This window comes from Massilia varians (assembly GCF_027923905.1).
Lineage (GTDB): Bacteria > Pseudomonadota > Gammaproteobacteria > Burkholderiales > Burkholderiaceae_D > Telluria > Telluria varians_B.
Map to the genome: position 1 here is coordinate 3,565,232 of NZ_AP026966.1, position 16,998 is coordinate 3,582,229.

Genomic DNA, 16,998 nt, shown 5'->3' on the forward strand with positions numbered 1-16,998 from the left:
CGCCCCCTATTTACTGCCCGAGGATTCCATGACGCTCAAAGCGACCCCGCTCAATTCCGCACACCGCTCCCTCGGAGCCAAGATGGTCGACTTCGGCGGCTGGGACATGCCGGTCAATTACGGCTCCCAGATCGAGGAACACCATGCCGTCCGTACCGACGCCGGCATGTTCGACGTTTCGCACATGTGCGTCGTGGACCTGAAAGGCGCCAATGTCCGCGCCTTCCTGCGCGGCCTGCTGGCCAACAACGTCGACAAGCTGCAGACGCCGGGCAAGGCGCTCTACTCCTGCATGCTCAATCCCGAAGGCGGCGTGATCGACGACCTGATCGTCTATTACTTCAGCGAGGACTGGTTCCGCCTGGTCGTCAACGCCGGCACCGCCGAGAAGGACGTGGCCTGGATCGCGCAACAGAACGACGCGACCGGATCCGGCGTCGTTATCACCCAGCGCCGTGATGGCAATGATCCGATCGCCCTGGTCGCCGTGCAGGGACCGAACGCGCGCGCCAAGGTCTGGCAGGTGCTGCCCGAGACCCAGGCCGCATCCGAAGCCCTGAAGCCCTTCAACGTCGTGATCGTCCCCGATACCGCGTTCGGCGAAGCGATGGTGGCGCGCACCGGCTACACCGGCGAGGACGGCTTCGAGATCGGCGTTCCGGCCTCGCAAGTCGAAGCCCTGTGGAATGCCCTGAAGGACGCCGGCGTCAAGCCGGCCGGCCTGGGCGCGCGCGACACCCTGCGCCTGGAAGCGGGCATGAACCTGTACGGCCAGGACATGGACGACAACATCAACCCGCTCGACGCCGGCCTGGGCTGGACCATCGACCTGGTCTCGGAACGCGACTTCATTGGCAAGGCCGCCTTGCTGTCCAAGGGCCAGCAGGCCAACTTCGTCGGCCTGATCCTGCGCGAGAAAGGCGGCATCCTGCGCGCCCACCAGAAGGTCGTCGCGGCCTCGGGCAACAGCGGCGAGATCACCAGCGGCACCTTCAGCCCGAGCATGCAGCAGGCGATCGCGCTGGCGCGCGTGCCGCTCGACGTCGCCGTGGGCGACACCGTGCATGTGGAAATCCGCGACAAGAAACTGGCTGCCAGCGTGGTCAAGCTGCCGTTCGTGCGTAACGGCAAAGTTCTCGCTGCTTGACCCAAAAAAAACCAACAACAAGCTTTATACTACCGCCTCACCCTCTACTGGAGCCTTATATGAACATCCCAACCGACCTGAAATACACCGAGTCCCACGAGTGGGTGCGCCGCGAGGCCGACGGCACCCTGACCGTCGGCATCACCGAATACGCGCAGGACGCACTGGGCGACATCGTGTTCGTCGAACTGCCGCAGGTCGGCAAGGCATTCACCGCCGGCGACGACGCCGCGGTGGTCGAGTCGGTCAAGGCCGCCAGCGACATCTACGCCCCGGTCTCGGGCACCGTCACCGCCGTCAACCAGTCGGTCGCCGACGCTCCCGATTCGATCAACCAGGACGCCTTCGGCGCCTGGCTGTTCAAGCTGGCCCCAAGCGACGCCGGCGCGGTCGACAAGCTGCTCGATGCCGACGCCTACGGCAAGACCACCGGCAACTGATCTTTGACGGGTGCGCTGTCCAGCGCACCCTGTTGTTTTGCGGTTCCGCCCCGATCTGGCGGCTTCCCTCCTGATTTCCTCCAGCTCTCCTGAATTGACCATGACCCGCTCCAGCCTCACCCAACTCGAAGCGCGCGACTCCTTCATCCCGCGCCATATCGGCCCGTCCGAATCCGAACAGGCAGCCATGCTGTCGACCCTGGGCTACGCCTCGCGCGCCGCCCTGATCGACGCTGTCGTGCCCGCGAACATCCGCCGCCAGGACACGATGGACCTCGGCCAGTTCGTCGAACCGCGCAGCGAGGAAGAAGCGCTGGCGACCCTGAAAGCGCTGGCTTCGAAGAACAAGGTCATGAAGTCGATGATCGGCCAGGGCTACTACGGCACCCATACCCCGAAGGTCATCCTGCGCAACATCTTCGAGAACCCGGCCTGGTACACCGCCTACACCCCCTACCAGCCGGAGATCTCGCAGGGCCGCCTGGAGGCGATCCTGAACTTCCAGCAGATGATCACCGACCTCACCGGCATGGGCATCGCCAACTCGTCGATGCTGGACGAAGGCACCGCCGCCGCCGAAGCCATGACCCTGCTGCAGCGCGTCGGCAAGTCCGCTTCCCGCGTCTTCTACGTGGCCGACGACGTGCTGCCGCAGACTCTGGAAGTGGTGCGCACCCGCGCCGAGCCGATCGGCGTCGAAGTGCGCGTGATCGCCGCGAGCGAGATCGAAACCCTGAACGAGACCTGCTTCGGCGTGCTGCTGCAGTACCCGGGCGTGAACGGCGAAGTGCGCGACTACCGCGCCGCGGTGGAGCACCTGCACGCCGCCGGCGCCATGGTGGTGGTGGCCGCCGACCTGCTGGCCCTGACCATGCTGGAAGCGCCGGGCACCTGGGGCGCCGACGTGGTCGTCGGCAACAGCCAGCGCTTCGGCGTGCCGCTCGGTTTCGGTGGCCCGCACGCCGGCTACCTGGCCACCCGCGACGAATACAAGCGCTCCATGGCCGGCCGCCTGGTCGGCGTGACGGTCGACGCCCAGGGCAACCAGGCCTACCGCCTGGCGCTGCAGACCCGCGAGCAGCACATCCGCCGCGAAAAGGCGACCTCGAACATCTGCACCGCCCAGGTACTGCTGGCCGTGATGGCCGGCATGTACGCGGTCTACCACGGCCCGCAGGGCCTGAAGCAAATCGCCACCCGCGTGCACCGCCAAACCGCGATCCTGGCCGCCGGCCTGAAGCAGCTCGGCGCCGAGGTGCTCAACACGACCTATTTCGACACCCTGACCGTCAAGGGCGACGCGCAAGCACTGCACGCCGCCGCCGAAGCGGCCGGCATCAACCTGCGCCGCATCGACGACGGCCACGTCGGCATCTCGCTGGACGAAACCACCACCCGCGACGACCTCGCCGCCCTGTTCTCGATCTTCGGCAAGGACAAGTCGGTCGACATCGACGCGCTGGATGCGGACGTCCAGGACGCCTTCCCGGCCGCACTGGCCCGGACCACCGACTACCTGACCCACCCGACCTTCCACCGCTACCACGCCGAGCACGAGATGCTGCGCTACCTGCGTAGCCTGGCGGACAAGGACCTGGCGCTGGACCGCACCATGATCCCGCTCGGTTCCTGCACCATGAAGCTGAACGCGACCTCGGAGATGATCCCGGTCACCTGGCCGGAGTTCTCGAACATCCACCCGTTCGCGCCCAACGACCAGACCGTCGGCTACCGCGAGATGATCGCCCAGCTGGAAGCCATGCTGTGCGCCGCCACCGGCTACGCCGCGATCTCGCTGCAGCCGAACGCTGGCTCCCAGGGCGAGTATGCGGGCCTCTTGGTGATCCAGAAGTACCACCAGTCGCGCGGCGAAGGCCACCGCAACATCTGCCTGATCCCGTCCTCGGCGCACGGCACCAACCCGGCATCGGCCAGCATGGTCGGCATGAAGGTGGTGGTCACCGCCTGCGACGAGAACGGCAACGTGGACCTGGCCGACCTGAAGGCCAAGGCCGAGCAGTACAGCCGCGACCTGGCCTGCGTCATGGTCACCTATCCGTCGACCCACGGCGTGTTCGAAGAGGGTATCCGCGAACTGTGCGAGATCGTGCACCAGCACGGCGGCCAGGTCTACGTGGACGGCGCCAACATGAACGCGATGGTCGGCGTGGCCGCGCCGGGCGCTTTCGGCGGCGACGTCAGCCACCTGAACCTGCACAAGACCTTCTGCATCCCGCACGGCGGCGGCGGCCCCGGCGTCGGCCCGATCGGCGTCGGCGCCCACCTGGCGCCGTTCCTGCCGAACCAGCTGTCGACCGGCTACGTCCGCAACGAAGCGGGCATCGGCGCGGTGAGCGCGGCCGCCTACGGCTCGGCCTCGATCCTGCCGATCTCGTGGATGTACATCGCGATGATGGGCGCTTCGGGCCTGACCGCCGCGACCGAAGTGGCGATCCTGAACGCCAACTACATTGCGCGCCGCCTGGCCCCGCACTACCCGGTGCTGTACACCGGCCACGACGGCCTGGTCGCGCACGAGTGCATCATCGACCTGCGTCCGCTGCAGGACAAGACCGGCATCTCGAACGAGGACGTGGCCAAGCGCCTGATGGACTTCGGCTTCCACGCCCCGACCATGAGCTTCCCGGTGCCGGGCACGCTCATGATCGAGCCGACCGAGTCGGAGTCGAAGGCCGAGCTGGATCGCTTCATCGAAGCGATGATCACCATCCACGCCGAGATCGTGAAGGTCGAGCGCGGCGAGTACGACAAAATGGACAACCCGCTCAAGGGCGCCCCGCACACCGCCGAGGTGGTGACCGCCGACGAGTGGGCCCACACCTACTCGCGCGAAGTGGCGGCCTTCCCGGTCGCCTCGCTGCGCAAGAAGAAGTACTGGCCGCCGGTCGGCCGCGCGGACAACGTCTACGGCGACCGTAACCTGTTCTGCGGCTGCGCGCCGATCAGCGATTATGAATAAACGCTGACCTATTTGCGGCTCGATGCGAGCCGCAAGTGCGAGCGCTCGTGACGGCGGCGCTCCCTGGGAAGATCCCGGGGGGCGCCGTTTTCCATTGGCGGCGGCGCCATGCTCTCCGGCTGCGGCGCCGGCGCCGCAGCCGGCTCCTCCAGGCGGAAGGCCGCCACGCTGCGCGACAGCGTCAGCGTCAGCGCCTGCATCTGCAGGGTGCGCGCCGCCGCCGCCGCCGCTTCCTCGACCAGCGCGCAATTCTGCTGGGTCACCTCGTCCATCCGCACGATCGCCTGGTTGACCTCGGCCAGGCTGCCGGCCTGGCCGGCGCTGGCGCTGCCGATCCGGCCCAGCACGTCCTCCATCTCGCGCGCGGCCCCGAGCGCATCCTCGACGCCGGCGCCGGCCTGGATGGCCCATGCGGCGCAGCCTTCGATCTCGGCCACCGAGCGCGCCGCCAGTTCGCGCACCTCGCGCGCGGCGCCGGCCGCGCGCTGGGCCAGCGCGCGCACTTCGTTGGCCGCGTGGGCGAACTCGTCGTCCGCATCCTGTCCCTGCTTCCCGTTGCGGGCCGCGCCGAGGGCGGCGTTCAGCGCCAGCGTCCCGGCTTCGCTGGCAAAGGCATCGATTGCCGCCGCCACCTCGGCCGCGCGGGCGGCGCCCTCCTTGACCCGCGCCAGGGTGGCCGCCATGCGGGCGACGCCCTGCCCGCCCTCGCGCGCACCGTGCGACGCCGACTGCGCCAGCCGGTTGGCGGCCAGCGCGTTGGTGGCGGTCACGGTCACGGTTTCGGCCAGCTGCTGCATGCTGGCCGCCGTGTCTTCCAGCGAACGGCTGCGAAATACCGCGCGGCTGTGCATGCTCAGGTTCCGGAGGCTGAGGTCGCGCGAAGCGCTGCCGATGGTGCGCGCCGATTCAAGCACGGTGCGCAGGGTGCCGTTCAGGTTGCGGATGCCGGCGTCGAGCGCGCGCGAGGTCTCGCCGATCTCGTCCTCGCCATAGACCCGTTCGCCGACCGTCAGGTCGCCGCTCGCCAGGCCCTGCGCTGCCGCGCCGATGCCGCGGATTTCCAGCAGCAGCGCACGCCGCACCGCCACCGTGATGGCGAGCGAGACCCCGACCGCGAGCAGCACCACGAAGGGCATCAGGGCGGCCGTGAGCCGGAAATCGGCGGCGGCCTCGCTGGACGCTTGTTCGGACAGCTCACGCTCGAGCCTGGCCAGCATGCCCATGCGCTCCACCAGCCTTGAAAACGCGGCCTCGGGCTTGATCATGGCGTTCGCGCCGACCGCCTCGTCGGCGTGGGCCAGCTTGACCACTTCGCGCGCCGCCTGCACATAGTAGCGGTGGGCCTGGGCCGCCTGCTCGGCGTGGCGCCGTTCAGCGCTGTCGCCGGTGCGCCGCAGCAGTTCGGCGAAGGCGCGCTCGATCGCGCCATGCTGGCGGTGGATGTCGGCGATCAGCACGTCGATGCGCTCGCGCGAGAAGCTGCTGCCGAGCCAGGTGAGCAGCTTGTAGGTGTCCGCATGCACGCGCTGGGCCTGGCCCACCAGTTCGACGGCGCTGCGCGTCTGCACCGCGCGCGGACCGACGATCGACTGCAGCGACTGGTGCTGCGTCACCATCGCGTAATAGGCGCCGCTCGAGAGCAGCACCAGGAGCAGCAGGACGACGCCGGGTGCGAGCAGCAGCTTGGGGCCGATTTTCAGTCGCGACAGCATGGCTCAGCCGCGGTGCGAAGACAGCCTTGCGTGGGAAGGAGCCGGTCGAAGCAGCATAATGCCTCCCTGAGAATGACACAGACCTTTTGTTTAATTTCCTAAACGCATTCAACGAATCTACGCGCTTCAATCTGGTGCCGGTTTGCGCTCCCTCAGATCGCCCACCATCTCGGCCTTCGAACCAACAGGCATATGTATTGTGAAACAATCACTTACTATTTTGATATAGTTGCTTCCGATGCAGGTTGTATCCTTCCGCTCGAGCAGAACAAGCACCTCACGAAAAGGAACACGCATGAACGCCAAGTGCATCGTTGTTGCAGCCGCACTCCTCGCCGCCGGCGGCGCCGGGGCGCAGACCGTCGAGGGGCCGTCCTCGCAGCTATCGGCGCAGACCGGCGGACGCTTCGGCCCGCTGGCCGAGGGTTTCAAACGCTACCAGCCGCTCTACGGCGGCAACGAGACCGCCAATCCGAACGACCGCCTGTTCAAGGCACAGGGCTTCCGCACCGATCCGAGGCTGGTGCTCGGCTACGCCTTCAACCAGTACCTGGCGCTGGAGGCCGGCTACTCGCACCTGGACGACCGCGGTTTCCACAAGCCGAACCCGTTCAACGCGCGGGAGATGGCAATCGACGAGGCCGTAGGAGCAGGCGTGCTCGGGGAACGGAGCTACACCACGTATCTTGCTGCGAAGATCACTGTGCCGGTCAACGAGCGCTTGACCGCCTACGGAAAATTGGGCGTCGCCCAGAGCGTGGTGAAGAACGACGGTTTCGTGACGCGGGACATGGCCGAAGCCCATGCCGCCGGCAGATCCGCCGGCGCATTCGGGAGCGAGACCGGCACCGGCGCCTACGGCGCGCTGGGCGCGAAGTACAAGCTGAACGACAAGGCCACGCTCAAGGGCGAAGTCATCATGAACGGCAGCGCCGACAAGTTCCGCAGCAACTCGAACGCCACCGGCTTGCGCGGCAGCGTCGGGTTCGGGTTCTGACGGGAGACGGGGCGCCATACCGGCGCCCCGGTTGACGGACCTTAGCCCAGCTTGGCCGCGTGCTCGCGGGTGGCGTGGAAGGTCAGCTTGGGCCAGCGTTCCTGGGTCAGGCGCAGGTTGACGCCAGATGTGGCCAGGAAGGCCAGGTTGCCGGCCGCGTCGACCGCGACCTGGTGGCCGAGCTGGTTCTCGAAGTCGGACAAGGCTTTCTTGTCGTCGCTCGACACCCAGCGCGCGCTCGAGATGCTGCTGCTCTCGAACACCGCGTCGACGCCGTATTCGTTCAGCAGGCGGCTCGCCACCACCTCGAACTGCAGCACGCCGACCGCGCCCAGGATCAGGTCCGAGCCCAGCATCGGCTTGAACACCTGCACCGCGCCCTCTTCGCCCAGCTGCTGCAGGCCCTTGTGGAGCTGCTTCACTTTCAGCGGATTGCGGATGCGCACGGTGCGGAACAGGTCCGGCGCAAAATACGGGATGCCGGTGAAGGTCAGCATCTCGCCTTCCGAGAAGCTGTCGCCGATCTGCATGTTGCCGTGGTTCGGCAGGCCGATGATGTCGCCGGCGTAGGCTTCTTCCACCTGCTCGCGGCTCGAGGCCATGAAGGTCACCACCGAAGACAGCTTCACTTCGCGGCCGAGGCGCAGGTGCTTGACCTTCATGCCTTTCTCGAAGCGGCCCGAGCACACGCGCAGGAAAGCGATGCGGTCGCGGTGGGCCGGGTCCATGTTGGCCTGGATCTTGAAGACGAAGCCGGAGAATTTCGGCTCGGTCGGCTCGACCGCGCGCACGGTGGCGTCGCGTTCGCGCGGGGCCGGGGCCCAGTCGACCAGCGCCGACAGGATCTCGCGCACGCCGAAGTTGTTGATCGCCGAACCGAAGAACACCGGGGTCTGCACGCCCGACAGGAAGCGCTCCAGGTCGAACACGTGCGAGGCGCCGTGCACCAGCTCCACTTCCATCTTGAGCTGCTCGATCTCGAGCGGGAACATCTCGGCCAGCTTCGGGTTGTCAATGCCCTTGACGATCTCGAAAGCGCCGTCGGCCTTCTCTTCGCCGGCCTTGAACAGCATGATCTCGTCGCGCAGCAGGTGGTACACGCCGCGGAAGTTCTTGCCCATGCCGATCGGCCAGGTCACCGGCGCGCATTCGATCTTCAGCACCGATTCGACTTCGTCGAGCAGCTCGAGCGGGTCGCGGGTTTCGCGGTCGAGCTTGTTCATGAAGGTAACGATCGGGGTGTCGCGCATGCGGCAGACGTCGAGCAGCTTGATGGTCTGCTCTTCCACGCCCTTGGCCGCGTCGATCACCATCAGGGCCGAGTCGACCGCAGTCAGCACGCGGTAGGTGTCTTCCGAGAAGTCCTGGTGGCCCGGGGTGTCGAGCAGGTTGATCACGTGCTCGCGGAATTCGAACTGCATCACCGAGGACGCCACCGAGATGCCGCGCTGCTTTTCGATGTCCATCCAGTCCGAGGTCGCATGGCGGCCGCTCTTGCGGCCCTTGACCGTGCCGGCCAGCTGGATCGCGCCCGAGAACAGCAGCAGCTTCTCGGTCAGCGTGGTTTTACCCGCGTCCGGGTGGGAAATGATGCCGAAGGTGCGGCGGCGCGCGACTTCGCGCGCGATCAGGGAGGCGGGCTTGGCTGCGCCGGCGGCGCCTTCCTGGAGGGAGATCTCGTCGGCGTTCTCGTTGCCGGGTGCTGCGGTATCGGTGGACATGGTCTCGGCCAAAGGGATTGATGCAAAACCGGCGATTTTACCGGGTACGGGGCGCCTTGTGTGGACGGCGCGCATCAGATCGCCCTTCCACGCGGGGCTGTGTCAGCAATTTGACAGCTTTGGTGTTTATACTGGGCAACATTCTATAATTCCGTGAGGAAACAATGATTTCCCCAATCGTCAGGCGCCCGCGCGGTTTCACCCTGGTCGAACTCATGGTGGCGGTGGTCATCATCGGCATCCTGGCGGCGATCGCCCTGCCTTCGTACAACCAGTATGTGGTGCGCAGCAACCGCGCCGCGGCCCAGTCCTACCTGATGGAACTGAGCCAGGCCCAGGTCCAGTACATGGCCGACAGCCGCAGCTACGCCGCCACGCCCGCCGAGATGGGCGTGACGCCGCCGAGCGCGGTCACCGCCAAGTACGAGGTCAAGATCACCCTGGTGGAAGGTCCGCCGCAGGGCTACACGATCACCGCCAAGCCCTGGCCCGGATCGACCCAGTCGGGCGACGGCGAACTGAGCATCAACCAGGCGGGCGTGCGTACGCCGAACGGCAAATGGTAAGTCCACGCCCGGCGCGCGGCTTCACCCTGCCCGAGCTGATGACGGCGCTGGCCGTCATGGCGATCCTGGGCGCGGTCGCGGCGCCCGCCTACGGCAACTGGGTCGCCGCCATGCGCGCGCGCAGCACCGGCACCGACCTGCACACCGCCTTGAACCTGGCGCGCAGCGAAGCCATCAAGCGCAACGCCGAGGTCACGCTGGCTCCTGGCGCCAGCGGCTGGCTGGCCGGCTGGAGCATTGCCGCGGCAAGCGACGCCAGCCGCGTGCTGCACAGCCACCCGGCGGTCGGCGTGGCCAGCATCACCGGACCGGCGCGCGTCACCTACGGGGCCAACGGCCGCATCAAGGGCACGAGCCTGCCGTCCTTCGAGATCGCGGCCCTGGCCGGGGGCGAGCTGCGCTGCGTCAAGGTCGACCTGTCCGGACGCCCGAGCCAGACCCAATCCGCGTGCTGATGCCATGAAACGAACCCCTTCCCTCCCCTCCCGGCTGCGCGAGCGCGGCGTCGGCCTGCTCGAAGTCCTGATCACGATGGTCGTGCTCGCCTTCGGCCTGCTGGGTCTGGCGGCCTTCCAGGCCAAGGCCCACGTCGGCACGATCGAGTCCTACCAGCGCGCCCAGGCCGCGGTGCTGCTGCAGGACATGCAGGCGCGCCTGTCCGGCAACGGCGCCCAGGCCGGCGCCTACGTCACCGAAGCGCCGCTCGGCACCGGCAGCACGCTGGAGACCGACTGCGCGGCGGCGGCGGTGGGCACCCAGCGCGACCTGTGCGAGTGGAACCTGGCCCTGCAGGGCGCTGCGGAACAGCGCAGCGGCAACAACGCCGGCGCCATGCAGGGCGCGCGCGGCTGCGTCGAACTGGTGCGCGCCGAAAACCAGGCCGCCGGCGTCTGCAGCCCGGCCGTCTATCTCGTCACCGTGGCCTGGCAGGGCATGCACGCGACCAAGGCCCCGGCCCAGGCCTGCGGCAAGGACCAGTACGGCGCGGACACCCACCGCCGCACCGTGTCGGCGCGCGTCGCCGTCGCCCTGCCGGGCTGCTCGTGAAGCCGGCACAGGAGAACAGCATGCGTCCCATCCCAACATTACGCCGCGCCGGCGGCTTCTCGCTGGCCGAGCTGATGATCGCGTCGAGCATCGGCCTGCTGATCCTGGCCGGCCTGTCCACGATGTTCGTCAAGAATATGCGCACCCAGCAGGAAATCGAGCAGGCCCACCTGCAGGTCGAGAACGGCCGCTACGCGATCGACGTGCTGGGCGTCGACCTGCGCAACGCCGGCTACTACGCCGAGTTCGACCCCACCGTCCTGGCCAGCCCGGCCGCCCTGCCGCCCCTGTGCGCCGCCAACCTGGACGAACTCAAGGCCGCCCTGGTGCTGCCGGTCCAGGGCCTCGACGCCGGTGCCGCCCTGCCCGCCTGCCTCAGCGACGTGCGCGCTGGCACCGACGTGCTGGTGGTGCGCCGCGCCGCCACCTGCATTGCCGGCGTCGGCAGCTGCGCCCCGCTGTCGAGCGGCGGCCCGTTCTTCCAGGCCTCGCTGTGCAACAACGCCACCGAACTGGATTCGCCCAACGTCGCCGACTTCTACGCGCTCAGCCTGTCGGAGGTCAACCTGAACCGGCACCAGCGCGACTGCAGCCCGGTCGCCGGCAGCGGCACCCTGGCGGCCAAGCGCCGTTACCTGACCCATATCTATTACGTAGCCAACAACAATCGCAGCGGCGACGGCATCCCGACGCTCAAGCGCCTCGAGCTCGGCAGCACCGGCCAGGCCCCGACCTGGAACACCGTGGTGCCGCTGGCCGAAGGCATCGAGAACCTGCAGGTCGAATACGGCCTGGACCTGGCCAAGGATGGCGTGGCGGACCTCATCACCGCCGACCCGGCCAGCGCCAACGGCTGCGCCAGCGCCGCCTGCGCGGTGAGCAACTGGCGCGCGGCGGTCGCGGTCCGCATCCACGTGCTGGCCCGCAATACCCGGGCCAGCCCCGGCTACGTCGACCGCAAGAGCTACACCCTCGGCCTGGATGCCGACGGCGAAGCGCACACCATCGACGCCGCGGGCGATGCCTACAAGCGCCACGTGTTCCAGACCCGGGTGGCGCTGCCCAACCCGGCCGGAAGGAGGCTGCCATGATTCGCTTTCCCCATCCGCGGCGCCAGCGCGGCGTGACCTTGATCACCGCCCTGGTCCTGCTGGTGCTCCTGACCCTGGTGGCGCTGACCACCTTCAACGTCGGCAAGTCGAACCTGCAAATCGTCAGCAACATGCAGCAGCGTGACGAAGCCGCCGCGGCGGCCCGCGAGGTGATCGAAGAAGCCATCAGCAACACCCGCTTCACGGTCACGCCCCAGCACGTGCTGGCCAACCCCTGCGGCGCCGACAACCAGCGCTGCGTCGACACCAACGGCGACGGCAAGGACGATGTGCGGGTGAAAATCACGCCCAGCCCGAAATGCGTCAAGGCGCCGGTGATCAAGAACACCGCGCTCGACCTGGCCAAGGTGGAAGACCAGGTGTGCAGCATGGGCAGTTCGCAGAGCTTCGGCGTGGCCGGCGCCGTCGACGGCAACTCGGCCTGCGCCGACAGCATCTGGGAAATCAGCGCCGAGGCCACCGACGTCGAGACCGAAGCCCAGGTCAGGGTCACCCAGGGCGTGGCCGTGCGCGTGGCGCGCGACGATGTCACCAACAATTGCCCCACCACTTGAGCTGCCGAGAAGGATTCACCATGTTCCGCACCATGCGCCTCTTTTCCCGTCCGGCTGCCCTGCGCCTGAGCCTGGGCCTGTCCGGCGCGCTCGCCCTGCTGCCGCTGCCGGCGGGCGCCGACGACATCGATATCTTCACCGGCGCGTCGGCCGGCCCCAGGCTCAATCCGCGCATCCTCATCGTGCTCGACAACACCTCGAACTGGGCGCGCCAGAACCAGAAATGGGCGGGCGGGATCACCCAGGGCCAGTCGGAGGTCAACGCGATCAAGCGCGTCGTTGCCGAGCTCGCCGGCTCGGTGAGCCTGGGCCTGATGGAGTACGTCACCGGCGGCAACGCCAACGACGACGGCGGCTTCATCCGCTATGCGGTCCAGCCGATGGACGAAACCAACCGCAACGCCATCAGCAGCCAGCTGACCACGATCTACAACAACATCAACAGCCCGGACGAGAAGCGCAACTCGAACACGCCCTACGGCAATCTGATGTACGACGTGTACAACTATTTTGCCGGGGCCAGTTCGTATTCGCCTAGCGCCACGCTGGCAAGCAAGGCCGACAGGAACGGCTACACCACGGCCTTTTCCCGCTTCAAGTCGCCGCTCACGCTCGACAACCTGTGCGGCAAGAGTTTCGTCATCTTCATCGGCAATCCCAACGCCAGCGGCCCGTCCAAGGACAGCGCCGCCAACACTGCCCTGCTGAACACGCTCAACGGCCAGCCGGTCACCCAGCTCGGCCTGCCGAACTTCAGCACCAAGAGCTTGACCACCTCGACCACGGTGGGCACGACCCCCGCCTGCTATGGCAGCGCCACCGCGGCCGCCTCGGCCCTGCCGTCCTTCAGCGCCGTCTGCGACGGCTACACCGAAGGCTGCAAGATCGGCAATGCGGTGCCCAGCGATGCCGGCGTCTGCACCGCCGGCAACAGCCGCTACAGCGTGGTGGCCACCGACATCGAGATCACGAATATCCCGACCGGCACCTTCAGCACCGACACCGGGCCGCGCAATGCCGACGAATGGGCGCGCCTGCTGCACGATCGCGGCATTGCCATGCCGAGCGGCAGCATCCGCCCGAACGTGACGACGTATACCATCGACGTCCATAACGCCCAGCCGAACGCCGAGCACACCTCGCTCCTGCTGAGCATGGCACGCGCCGGCGGCGGCAAGTATTTCCTGGCCAAGAACGAGGATTCGATCGTCGACGCCCTCAAGGAAATCCTGATCGAGATCCAGGCCGTCAACAGCACCTTCGCCTCGACCAGCCTGCCGGTGAACGCCACCAACCGCTCGCAGAACGAAAACCAGGTCTTCATCGGCATGTTCCGTCCCGACAAGAAGGCCAAGCCGCGCTGGTTCGGCAACCTCAAACGCTACCAGCTGGTCGACAACAACGGCAATGTCGACCTGGGCGACGTCAACGGCAAGGTGGCCGTGAATACCGTGACCGGCTTCGTGACGCCCTGCGCGGCCAGCTACTGGACCAAGGACAGCAAGAATTACTGGGAGGGCCTGGGCATCGATCCGGCCCCGCTGGGCACCTGCGGCACGGTGTCCTTCAACGCCTTTTCCGACCTGCCCGACGGCCCCTTCGTGGAAAAAGGCGCGGCCGCGCAGGTCCTGCGCGAGGGCAACGGCGCGGGCGGCCAGGCGGTCAACCGCAAGGTGCTGACCCACACCAGCGCCGGCCTGGCGGATCTCACCAGCGCCAACAGCGGCATGGCCGCCGACCTGGTCCGGTTCATCCGCGGCGAGGACGTGACCGGCGAGAAAGGCGCGCTCAATGCCAGCACCACCCGTCCCTCGATCCACGGCGACGTGATCCATTCGCGTCCGCTGCCGATCAACTACGGCGGCAAGCAGATCGACGGCGAGAAAGTCGGCGTGACCGTGTTCTACGGCGCCAACGACGGCACCCTGCGCGCCATGAACGCCGACACCGGGGTCGAACGCTGGGCCTTCGTGGCGCCGGAATTCTTCCCGCGCCTGTCGCGCCTGATGAGCAACACGCCGCTGGTCGCCTATCCCGACATGCCGGACATGGACATCACGCCAACCAGGAAGGATTATTTCTTCGACGGTTCGACCGGGGTCTACCAGAATGCGGACAGCTCGCAGGTATGGATCTTCCCGACCATGCGCCGCGGCGGACGCATGATCTACGCCCTCGACGTCAGCAAACCGCAGTCGCCGACGTTCAAGTGGAAGGCCGGCTGCCCGAACCTGAACAACGATACCGGATGCACCGCCGGCATGGCGGGCATCGGCCAGACCTGGTCGACGCCGAGCGTGGCCTTCCTGAAGGGCTATGGCGCGGGCGCCGCGCCGGTGCTGGTGGTGGGCGGAGGCTACGACGGCTGCGAGGACGCCGACAGCCGGGCTCCCGCCTGCAGCAATGCCAAGGGCGGCGTGATCTACGTGCTCGACGCCGCGACCGGCGCGCTGCTGCGCAGCTTCCCGACCACGCGCCCGGTGGCGGCCGACGTCGCGCTGGTCGACATCGACAACGACGCCATGCCCGACTACGCCTACGCGGCCGATACCGGCGGCAGCCTGTACCGGGTGGACTTCGTGGACGCCAGCCGCAGCGCCCAGTCGAGCAGCGCCTGGACCAGCCGCAAGGTGGCCGCCACCAGCGGCGGCGGCCGCAAGTTCCTATTCGCGCCGGCGGTGTTGGCGGCCCCGGACCACGTCTACGTGGCGATCGGCAGCGGCGACCGCGAGCATCCGCTGGCCAGCCAGTATCCGTTCGCGACCGTCACCAACCGCTTCTACGTCTACAAGGACAGCCTGGCGGCCGGCGCCGGCACCGATGCGGTCGACCTCGACGCGCTGGAAAACTACAGCGCGAGCGCCCGCAACACCTGCTCGAACGCGGCGGTGCTGCCGGCCAGCAGCCTGAAAGGCTGGTTCATGGACCTGAACGAGAACGGCCAGGGCGAGCAGGTCGTGACCTCGGCGCTGATTGCCGGCGGCATGGTGACCTTCAGCACCAACCGCTCGATCCCGCCGCTGGCCGGCACCTGCTCCACCACCCTGGGCGAAGCGCGCGGCTACTGGGTCAACCTGCTCAACGGTTCCGGCGCGATCGGCGTGGACGGCACCTGCGGCGGCCAGCGCTCCTCGCCCTTTGTCGGCGGCGGCCTGCCGCCCTCGCCGGTGCTGGCCACCGGTGTGCCGGTCACGGTCAACGGCAAGCCGCAGGCGACCACGGTCGTGATCGGCGCGGTGCAGCGCAGCGCCGGCGCCAGCGTGGCGATCGCCCCGCAGAAGATCCGCCCGAGCATCAACTCGCGGCGCAAGCGCAGCTACAGCTATACCTCGGGCGCCGACTGAGGAGGAACGGATCGTTCGGCGGGAAAGCGGACCGTGACCCGCAAGCCGCTCCCCTCCGCTCCCTCCCCGAGTTCCACCCGGGCGCCGTGCGCGGCGCCGATCTCGCGCACGATCGCCAGGCCCAGGCCCGAGCCCTGGCTGTGCTGGTCGAGCCGCACGAAGCGCTGGAACACCCGGGCCCGCTTCTCTGACGGAATCCCGGGGCCCGAATCCTCGACCGCGAACACGACCCCCTCGGGGGTCGGGCGGCAGCGTACCGTGACCCGGCCCTGCGCCGGCGTATAGCGCAGCGCATTGTCGACCAGGTTGTCGACCAGGTCGCGCAGCATGTGGCGCTCCCCTTCCAGCCAGCTCGGCGCCAGCTCGAAGCCCAGGTCGATGTCCTTGCGCAGCGCGCGCTCCACGAAAGACTGGACCGACTCGCCGACGATGCTTGACAGGTCGAGCGCGGAGAAGCGTGCCTGCGCGAAGCGCTCCGGCGCGGCGCGTTCGAGCGCGAGCAGCTGGTTGGCCTGGCGGATCATGCGTTCGTTGGCCTGCAACAGCAACTCGACGCTGCGCACCGTCTCCGGATCGTCGCGGTGGCGGCCGGCCAGCCACTCGAGCTGCAGGCGCAGCCCGGCCAGCGGGGTGCGCAGCTGGTGCGCGACATTCGCGCGGAAATCGTCCTGGGCCCGGGCGCCGGCGGCGATGCGTTCGAGCAGCGCGTTGAAGGCGCTCACCAGCGGCAGCAGCTCGCGCGGCATGCCCGCGTCCACCAGCGGCGCCAGGTCGTGGCTGCCGCGCGCATCGAGGCGGGCGCGCAGGCGCGCCAGCGGCGCCAGGCCGTTACCGACCGAGAACCAGACCAGGCCGACCAGCGCCAGGCTGAACACGACTTCGAGCAGCACCAGCGCGCGCACGATGGCCGAACGGACCTGCTGGCGCTGGGCCAGGGTGCGCGCCACCCCGACCTCGACCGGACCGCTGCTACCCGGCACCAGCAGGCTGGCCACCCGCACCGGCTGCCCGTGCATGCGCTCGTCGCGCACCGGCTCGCCGCCGGCGCGGCGTGGAAAAGCAGGGTCGCCGGCCAGTACCCGCCCCTGCGCGTCGCGCACCACGAACCAGCTGGCGTCGGGCGAAGCGACGCCCAGCGCGCGCGCGGCTTCGGGCAAACTCGCAGGCAGATTCGCAGGCAAGTCGAGCGCCGCGCCGCCCGGACGCAGGCGCGTGGCCAGGGCGCCGGCGGCGTCCAGCAGGCCCTGGTCGAAGGCACGCTGGGCCGGGGTCCAGGCCAGCAGGTAGGTCAGGCTGGCGGCCAGCAGGTTGAACACGAGGATGGGGGCGACCAGCCTCTTCAGCAGGCGCAGGCGGATGCTGCTCATGAAACGCTCGC

Annotated in this window: 13 protein-coding genes; 10 read left to right on the top strand and 3 right to left on the bottom strand. The window is 68.1% G+C overall.

From position 1 onward, the window contains the following. Positions 1 to 28 precede the first annotated feature (28 nt). From gcvT to gcvP, 3 genes are all read left to right on the top strand, one after another. A complete protein-coding gene (gcvT, locus tag MasN3_RS15960; protein WP_281908467.1) occupies positions 29 to 1,147 on the top strand; it encodes a glycine cleavage system aminomethyltransferase GcvT in 1,119 nt (372 codons plus the stop codon). Between the two features lie 59 nt (positions 1,148 to 1,206). After that, positions 1,207 to 1,587 carry a glycine cleavage system protein GcvH gene (gene gcvH, locus MasN3_RS15965; RefSeq protein WP_281908469.1) on the top strand — a complete coding sequence of 127 codons (381 nt, stop codon included), beginning with the start codon at positions 1,207 to 1,209 and terminating at the stop codon, positions 1,585 to 1,587. Between the two features lie 100 nt (positions 1,588 to 1,687). Then, positions 1,688 to 4,567 (top strand): aminomethyl-transferring glycine dehydrogenase, encoded by a 2,880-nt coding sequence (gcvP, locus tag MasN3_RS15970; protein ID WP_281908470.1) that lies wholly within the window; start codon positions 1,688 to 1,690, stop codon positions 4,565 to 4,567. Between the two features lie 8 nt (positions 4,568 to 4,575). Here the strand turns inward: gcvP and MasN3_RS15975 are convergent, their stop codons facing one another. Next, positions 4,576 to 6,279 (bottom strand): methyl-accepting chemotaxis protein, encoded by a 1,704-nt coding sequence (locus MasN3_RS15975; RefSeq protein ID WP_281908472.1) that lies wholly within the window; start codon positions 6,277 to 6,279, stop codon positions 4,576 to 4,578. Between the two features lie 295 nt (positions 6,280 to 6,574). Here MasN3_RS15975 and MasN3_RS15980 point away from each other — a divergent pair, with 295 nt between their 5' ends. Further along, a complete protein-coding gene (locus tag MasN3_RS15980; RefSeq protein ID WP_281908473.1) occupies positions 6,575 to 7,276 on the top strand; it encodes an outer membrane beta-barrel protein in 702 nt (233 codons plus the stop codon). Between the two features lie 41 nt (positions 7,277 to 7,317). Here MasN3_RS15980 and MasN3_RS15985 read toward each other — a convergent pair whose 3' ends face one another. Continuing rightward, a complete protein-coding gene (locus MasN3_RS15985; RefSeq protein ID WP_281908474.1) occupies positions 7,318 to 8,997 on the bottom strand; it encodes a peptide chain release factor 3 in 1,680 nt (559 codons plus the stop codon). A gap of 164 nt (positions 8,998 to 9,161) precedes the next feature. On the opposite strand from MasN3_RS15985, the gene MasN3_RS15990 reads away from it, so the two are divergent. Genes MasN3_RS15990 through MasN3_RS16015 form a run of 6 tightly spaced genes read left to right on the top strand, consistent with a single transcriptional unit; the run spans position 9,162 to position 15,620 of the window. Then, the gene (locus tag MasN3_RS15990; RefSeq protein WP_281908476.1) at positions 9,162 to 9,563 is read left to right on the top strand and encodes a type IV pilin protein; all 402 of its coding nucleotides are present in this window, start codon (positions 9,162 to 9,164) and stop codon (positions 9,561 to 9,563) included. Further along, positions 9,557 to 10,018 carry a GspH/FimT family pseudopilin gene (locus tag MasN3_RS15995; RefSeq protein ID WP_281908478.1) on the top strand — a complete coding sequence of 154 codons (462 nt, stop codon included), beginning with the start codon at positions 9,557 to 9,559 and terminating at the stop codon, positions 10,016 to 10,018. The genes MasN3_RS15990 and MasN3_RS15995 overlap by 7 nt, the downstream gene beginning before the upstream one ends. A 4-nt stretch (positions 10,019 to 10,022) precedes the next feature. Next, the gene (locus MasN3_RS16000) at positions 10,023 to 10,610 is read left to right on the top strand and encodes a type IV pilus modification PilV family protein (protein WP_281908479.1); all 588 of its coding nucleotides are present in this window, start codon (positions 10,023 to 10,025) and stop codon (positions 10,608 to 10,610) included. A 20-nt stretch (positions 10,611 to 10,630) separates the two neighbouring features. Beyond that, positions 10,631 to 11,701: a PilW family protein gene (locus MasN3_RS16005; RefSeq protein WP_281908480.1), complete on the top strand. Its 1,071-nt coding sequence runs from the start codon at positions 10,631 to 10,633 to the stop codon at positions 11,699 to 11,701. Further along, positions 11,698 to 12,276: a PilX N-terminal domain-containing pilus assembly protein gene (locus tag MasN3_RS16010; protein WP_281908481.1), complete on the top strand. Its 579-nt coding sequence runs from the start codon at positions 11,698 to 11,700 to the stop codon at positions 12,274 to 12,276. Before MasN3_RS16005 ends, MasN3_RS16010 begins: the two co-directional genes overlap by 4 nt. Positions 12,277 to 12,296: 20 nt before the next feature. Next, the gene (locus MasN3_RS16015; protein ID WP_281908482.1) at positions 12,297 to 15,620 is read left to right on the top strand and encodes a pilus assembly protein; all 3,324 of its coding nucleotides are present in this window, start codon (positions 12,297 to 12,299) and stop codon (positions 15,618 to 15,620) included. Here MasN3_RS16015 and MasN3_RS16020 read toward each other — a convergent pair. Next, entirely contained in the window at positions 15,599 to 16,987 is a 1,389-nt protein-coding gene (locus MasN3_RS16020) for a sensor histidine kinase (protein ID WP_281908483.1), read from the bottom strand. The two genes, MasN3_RS16015 and MasN3_RS16020, sit on opposite strands and share 22 nt — an antisense overlap. Positions 16,988 to 16,998: the final 11 nt, after the last annotated feature.

Coding starts and splice junctions, on each gene's coding strand:
- MasN3_RS15995 (WP_281908478.1), top strand. CDS start 9,557: ATGGTAAGTCCACGCCCGGCGCGCGGCTTCACCCTGCCCGAGCTGATG.
- gcvT (WP_281908467.1), top strand. CDS start 29: ATGACGCTCAAAGCGACCCCGCTCAATTCCGCACACCGCTCCCTCGGA.
- MasN3_RS16010 (WP_281908481.1), top strand. CDS start 11,698: ATGATTCGCTTTCCCCATCCGCGGCGCCAGCGCGGCGTGACCTTGATC.
- MasN3_RS16005 (WP_281908480.1), top strand. CDS start 10,631: ATGCGTCCCATCCCAACATTACGCCGCGCCGGCGGCTTCTCGCTGGCC.
- MasN3_RS16020 (WP_281908483.1), bottom strand. CDS start 16,987: ATGAGCAGCATCCGCCTGCGCCTGCTGAAGAGGCTGGTCGCCCCCATC.
- MasN3_RS15990 (WP_281908476.1), top strand. CDS start 9,162: ATGATTTCCCCAATCGTCAGGCGCCCGCGCGGTTTCACCCTGGTCGAA.
- gcvH (WP_281908469.1), top strand. CDS start 1,207: ATGAACATCCCAACCGACCTGAAATACACCGAGTCCCACGAGTGGGTG.
- MasN3_RS15980 (WP_281908473.1), top strand. CDS start 6,575: ATGAACGCCAAGTGCATCGTTGTTGCAGCCGCACTCCTCGCCGCCGGC.
- MasN3_RS16000 (WP_281908479.1), top strand. CDS start 10,023: ATGAAACGAACCCCTTCCCTCCCCTCCCGGCTGCGCGAGCGCGGCGTC.
- MasN3_RS15985 (WP_281908474.1), bottom strand. CDS start 8,997: ATGTCCACCGATACCGCAGCACCCGGCAACGAGAACGCCGACGAGATC.
- MasN3_RS16015 (WP_281908482.1), top strand. CDS start 12,297: ATGTTCCGCACCATGCGCCTCTTTTCCCGTCCGGCTGCCCTGCGCCTG.
- MasN3_RS15975 (WP_281908472.1), bottom strand. CDS start 6,279: ATGCTGTCGCGACTGAAAATCGGCCCCAAGCTGCTGCTCGCACCCGGC.
- gcvP (WP_281908470.1), top strand. CDS start 1,688: ATGACCCGCTCCAGCCTCACCCAACTCGAAGCGCGCGACTCCTTCATC.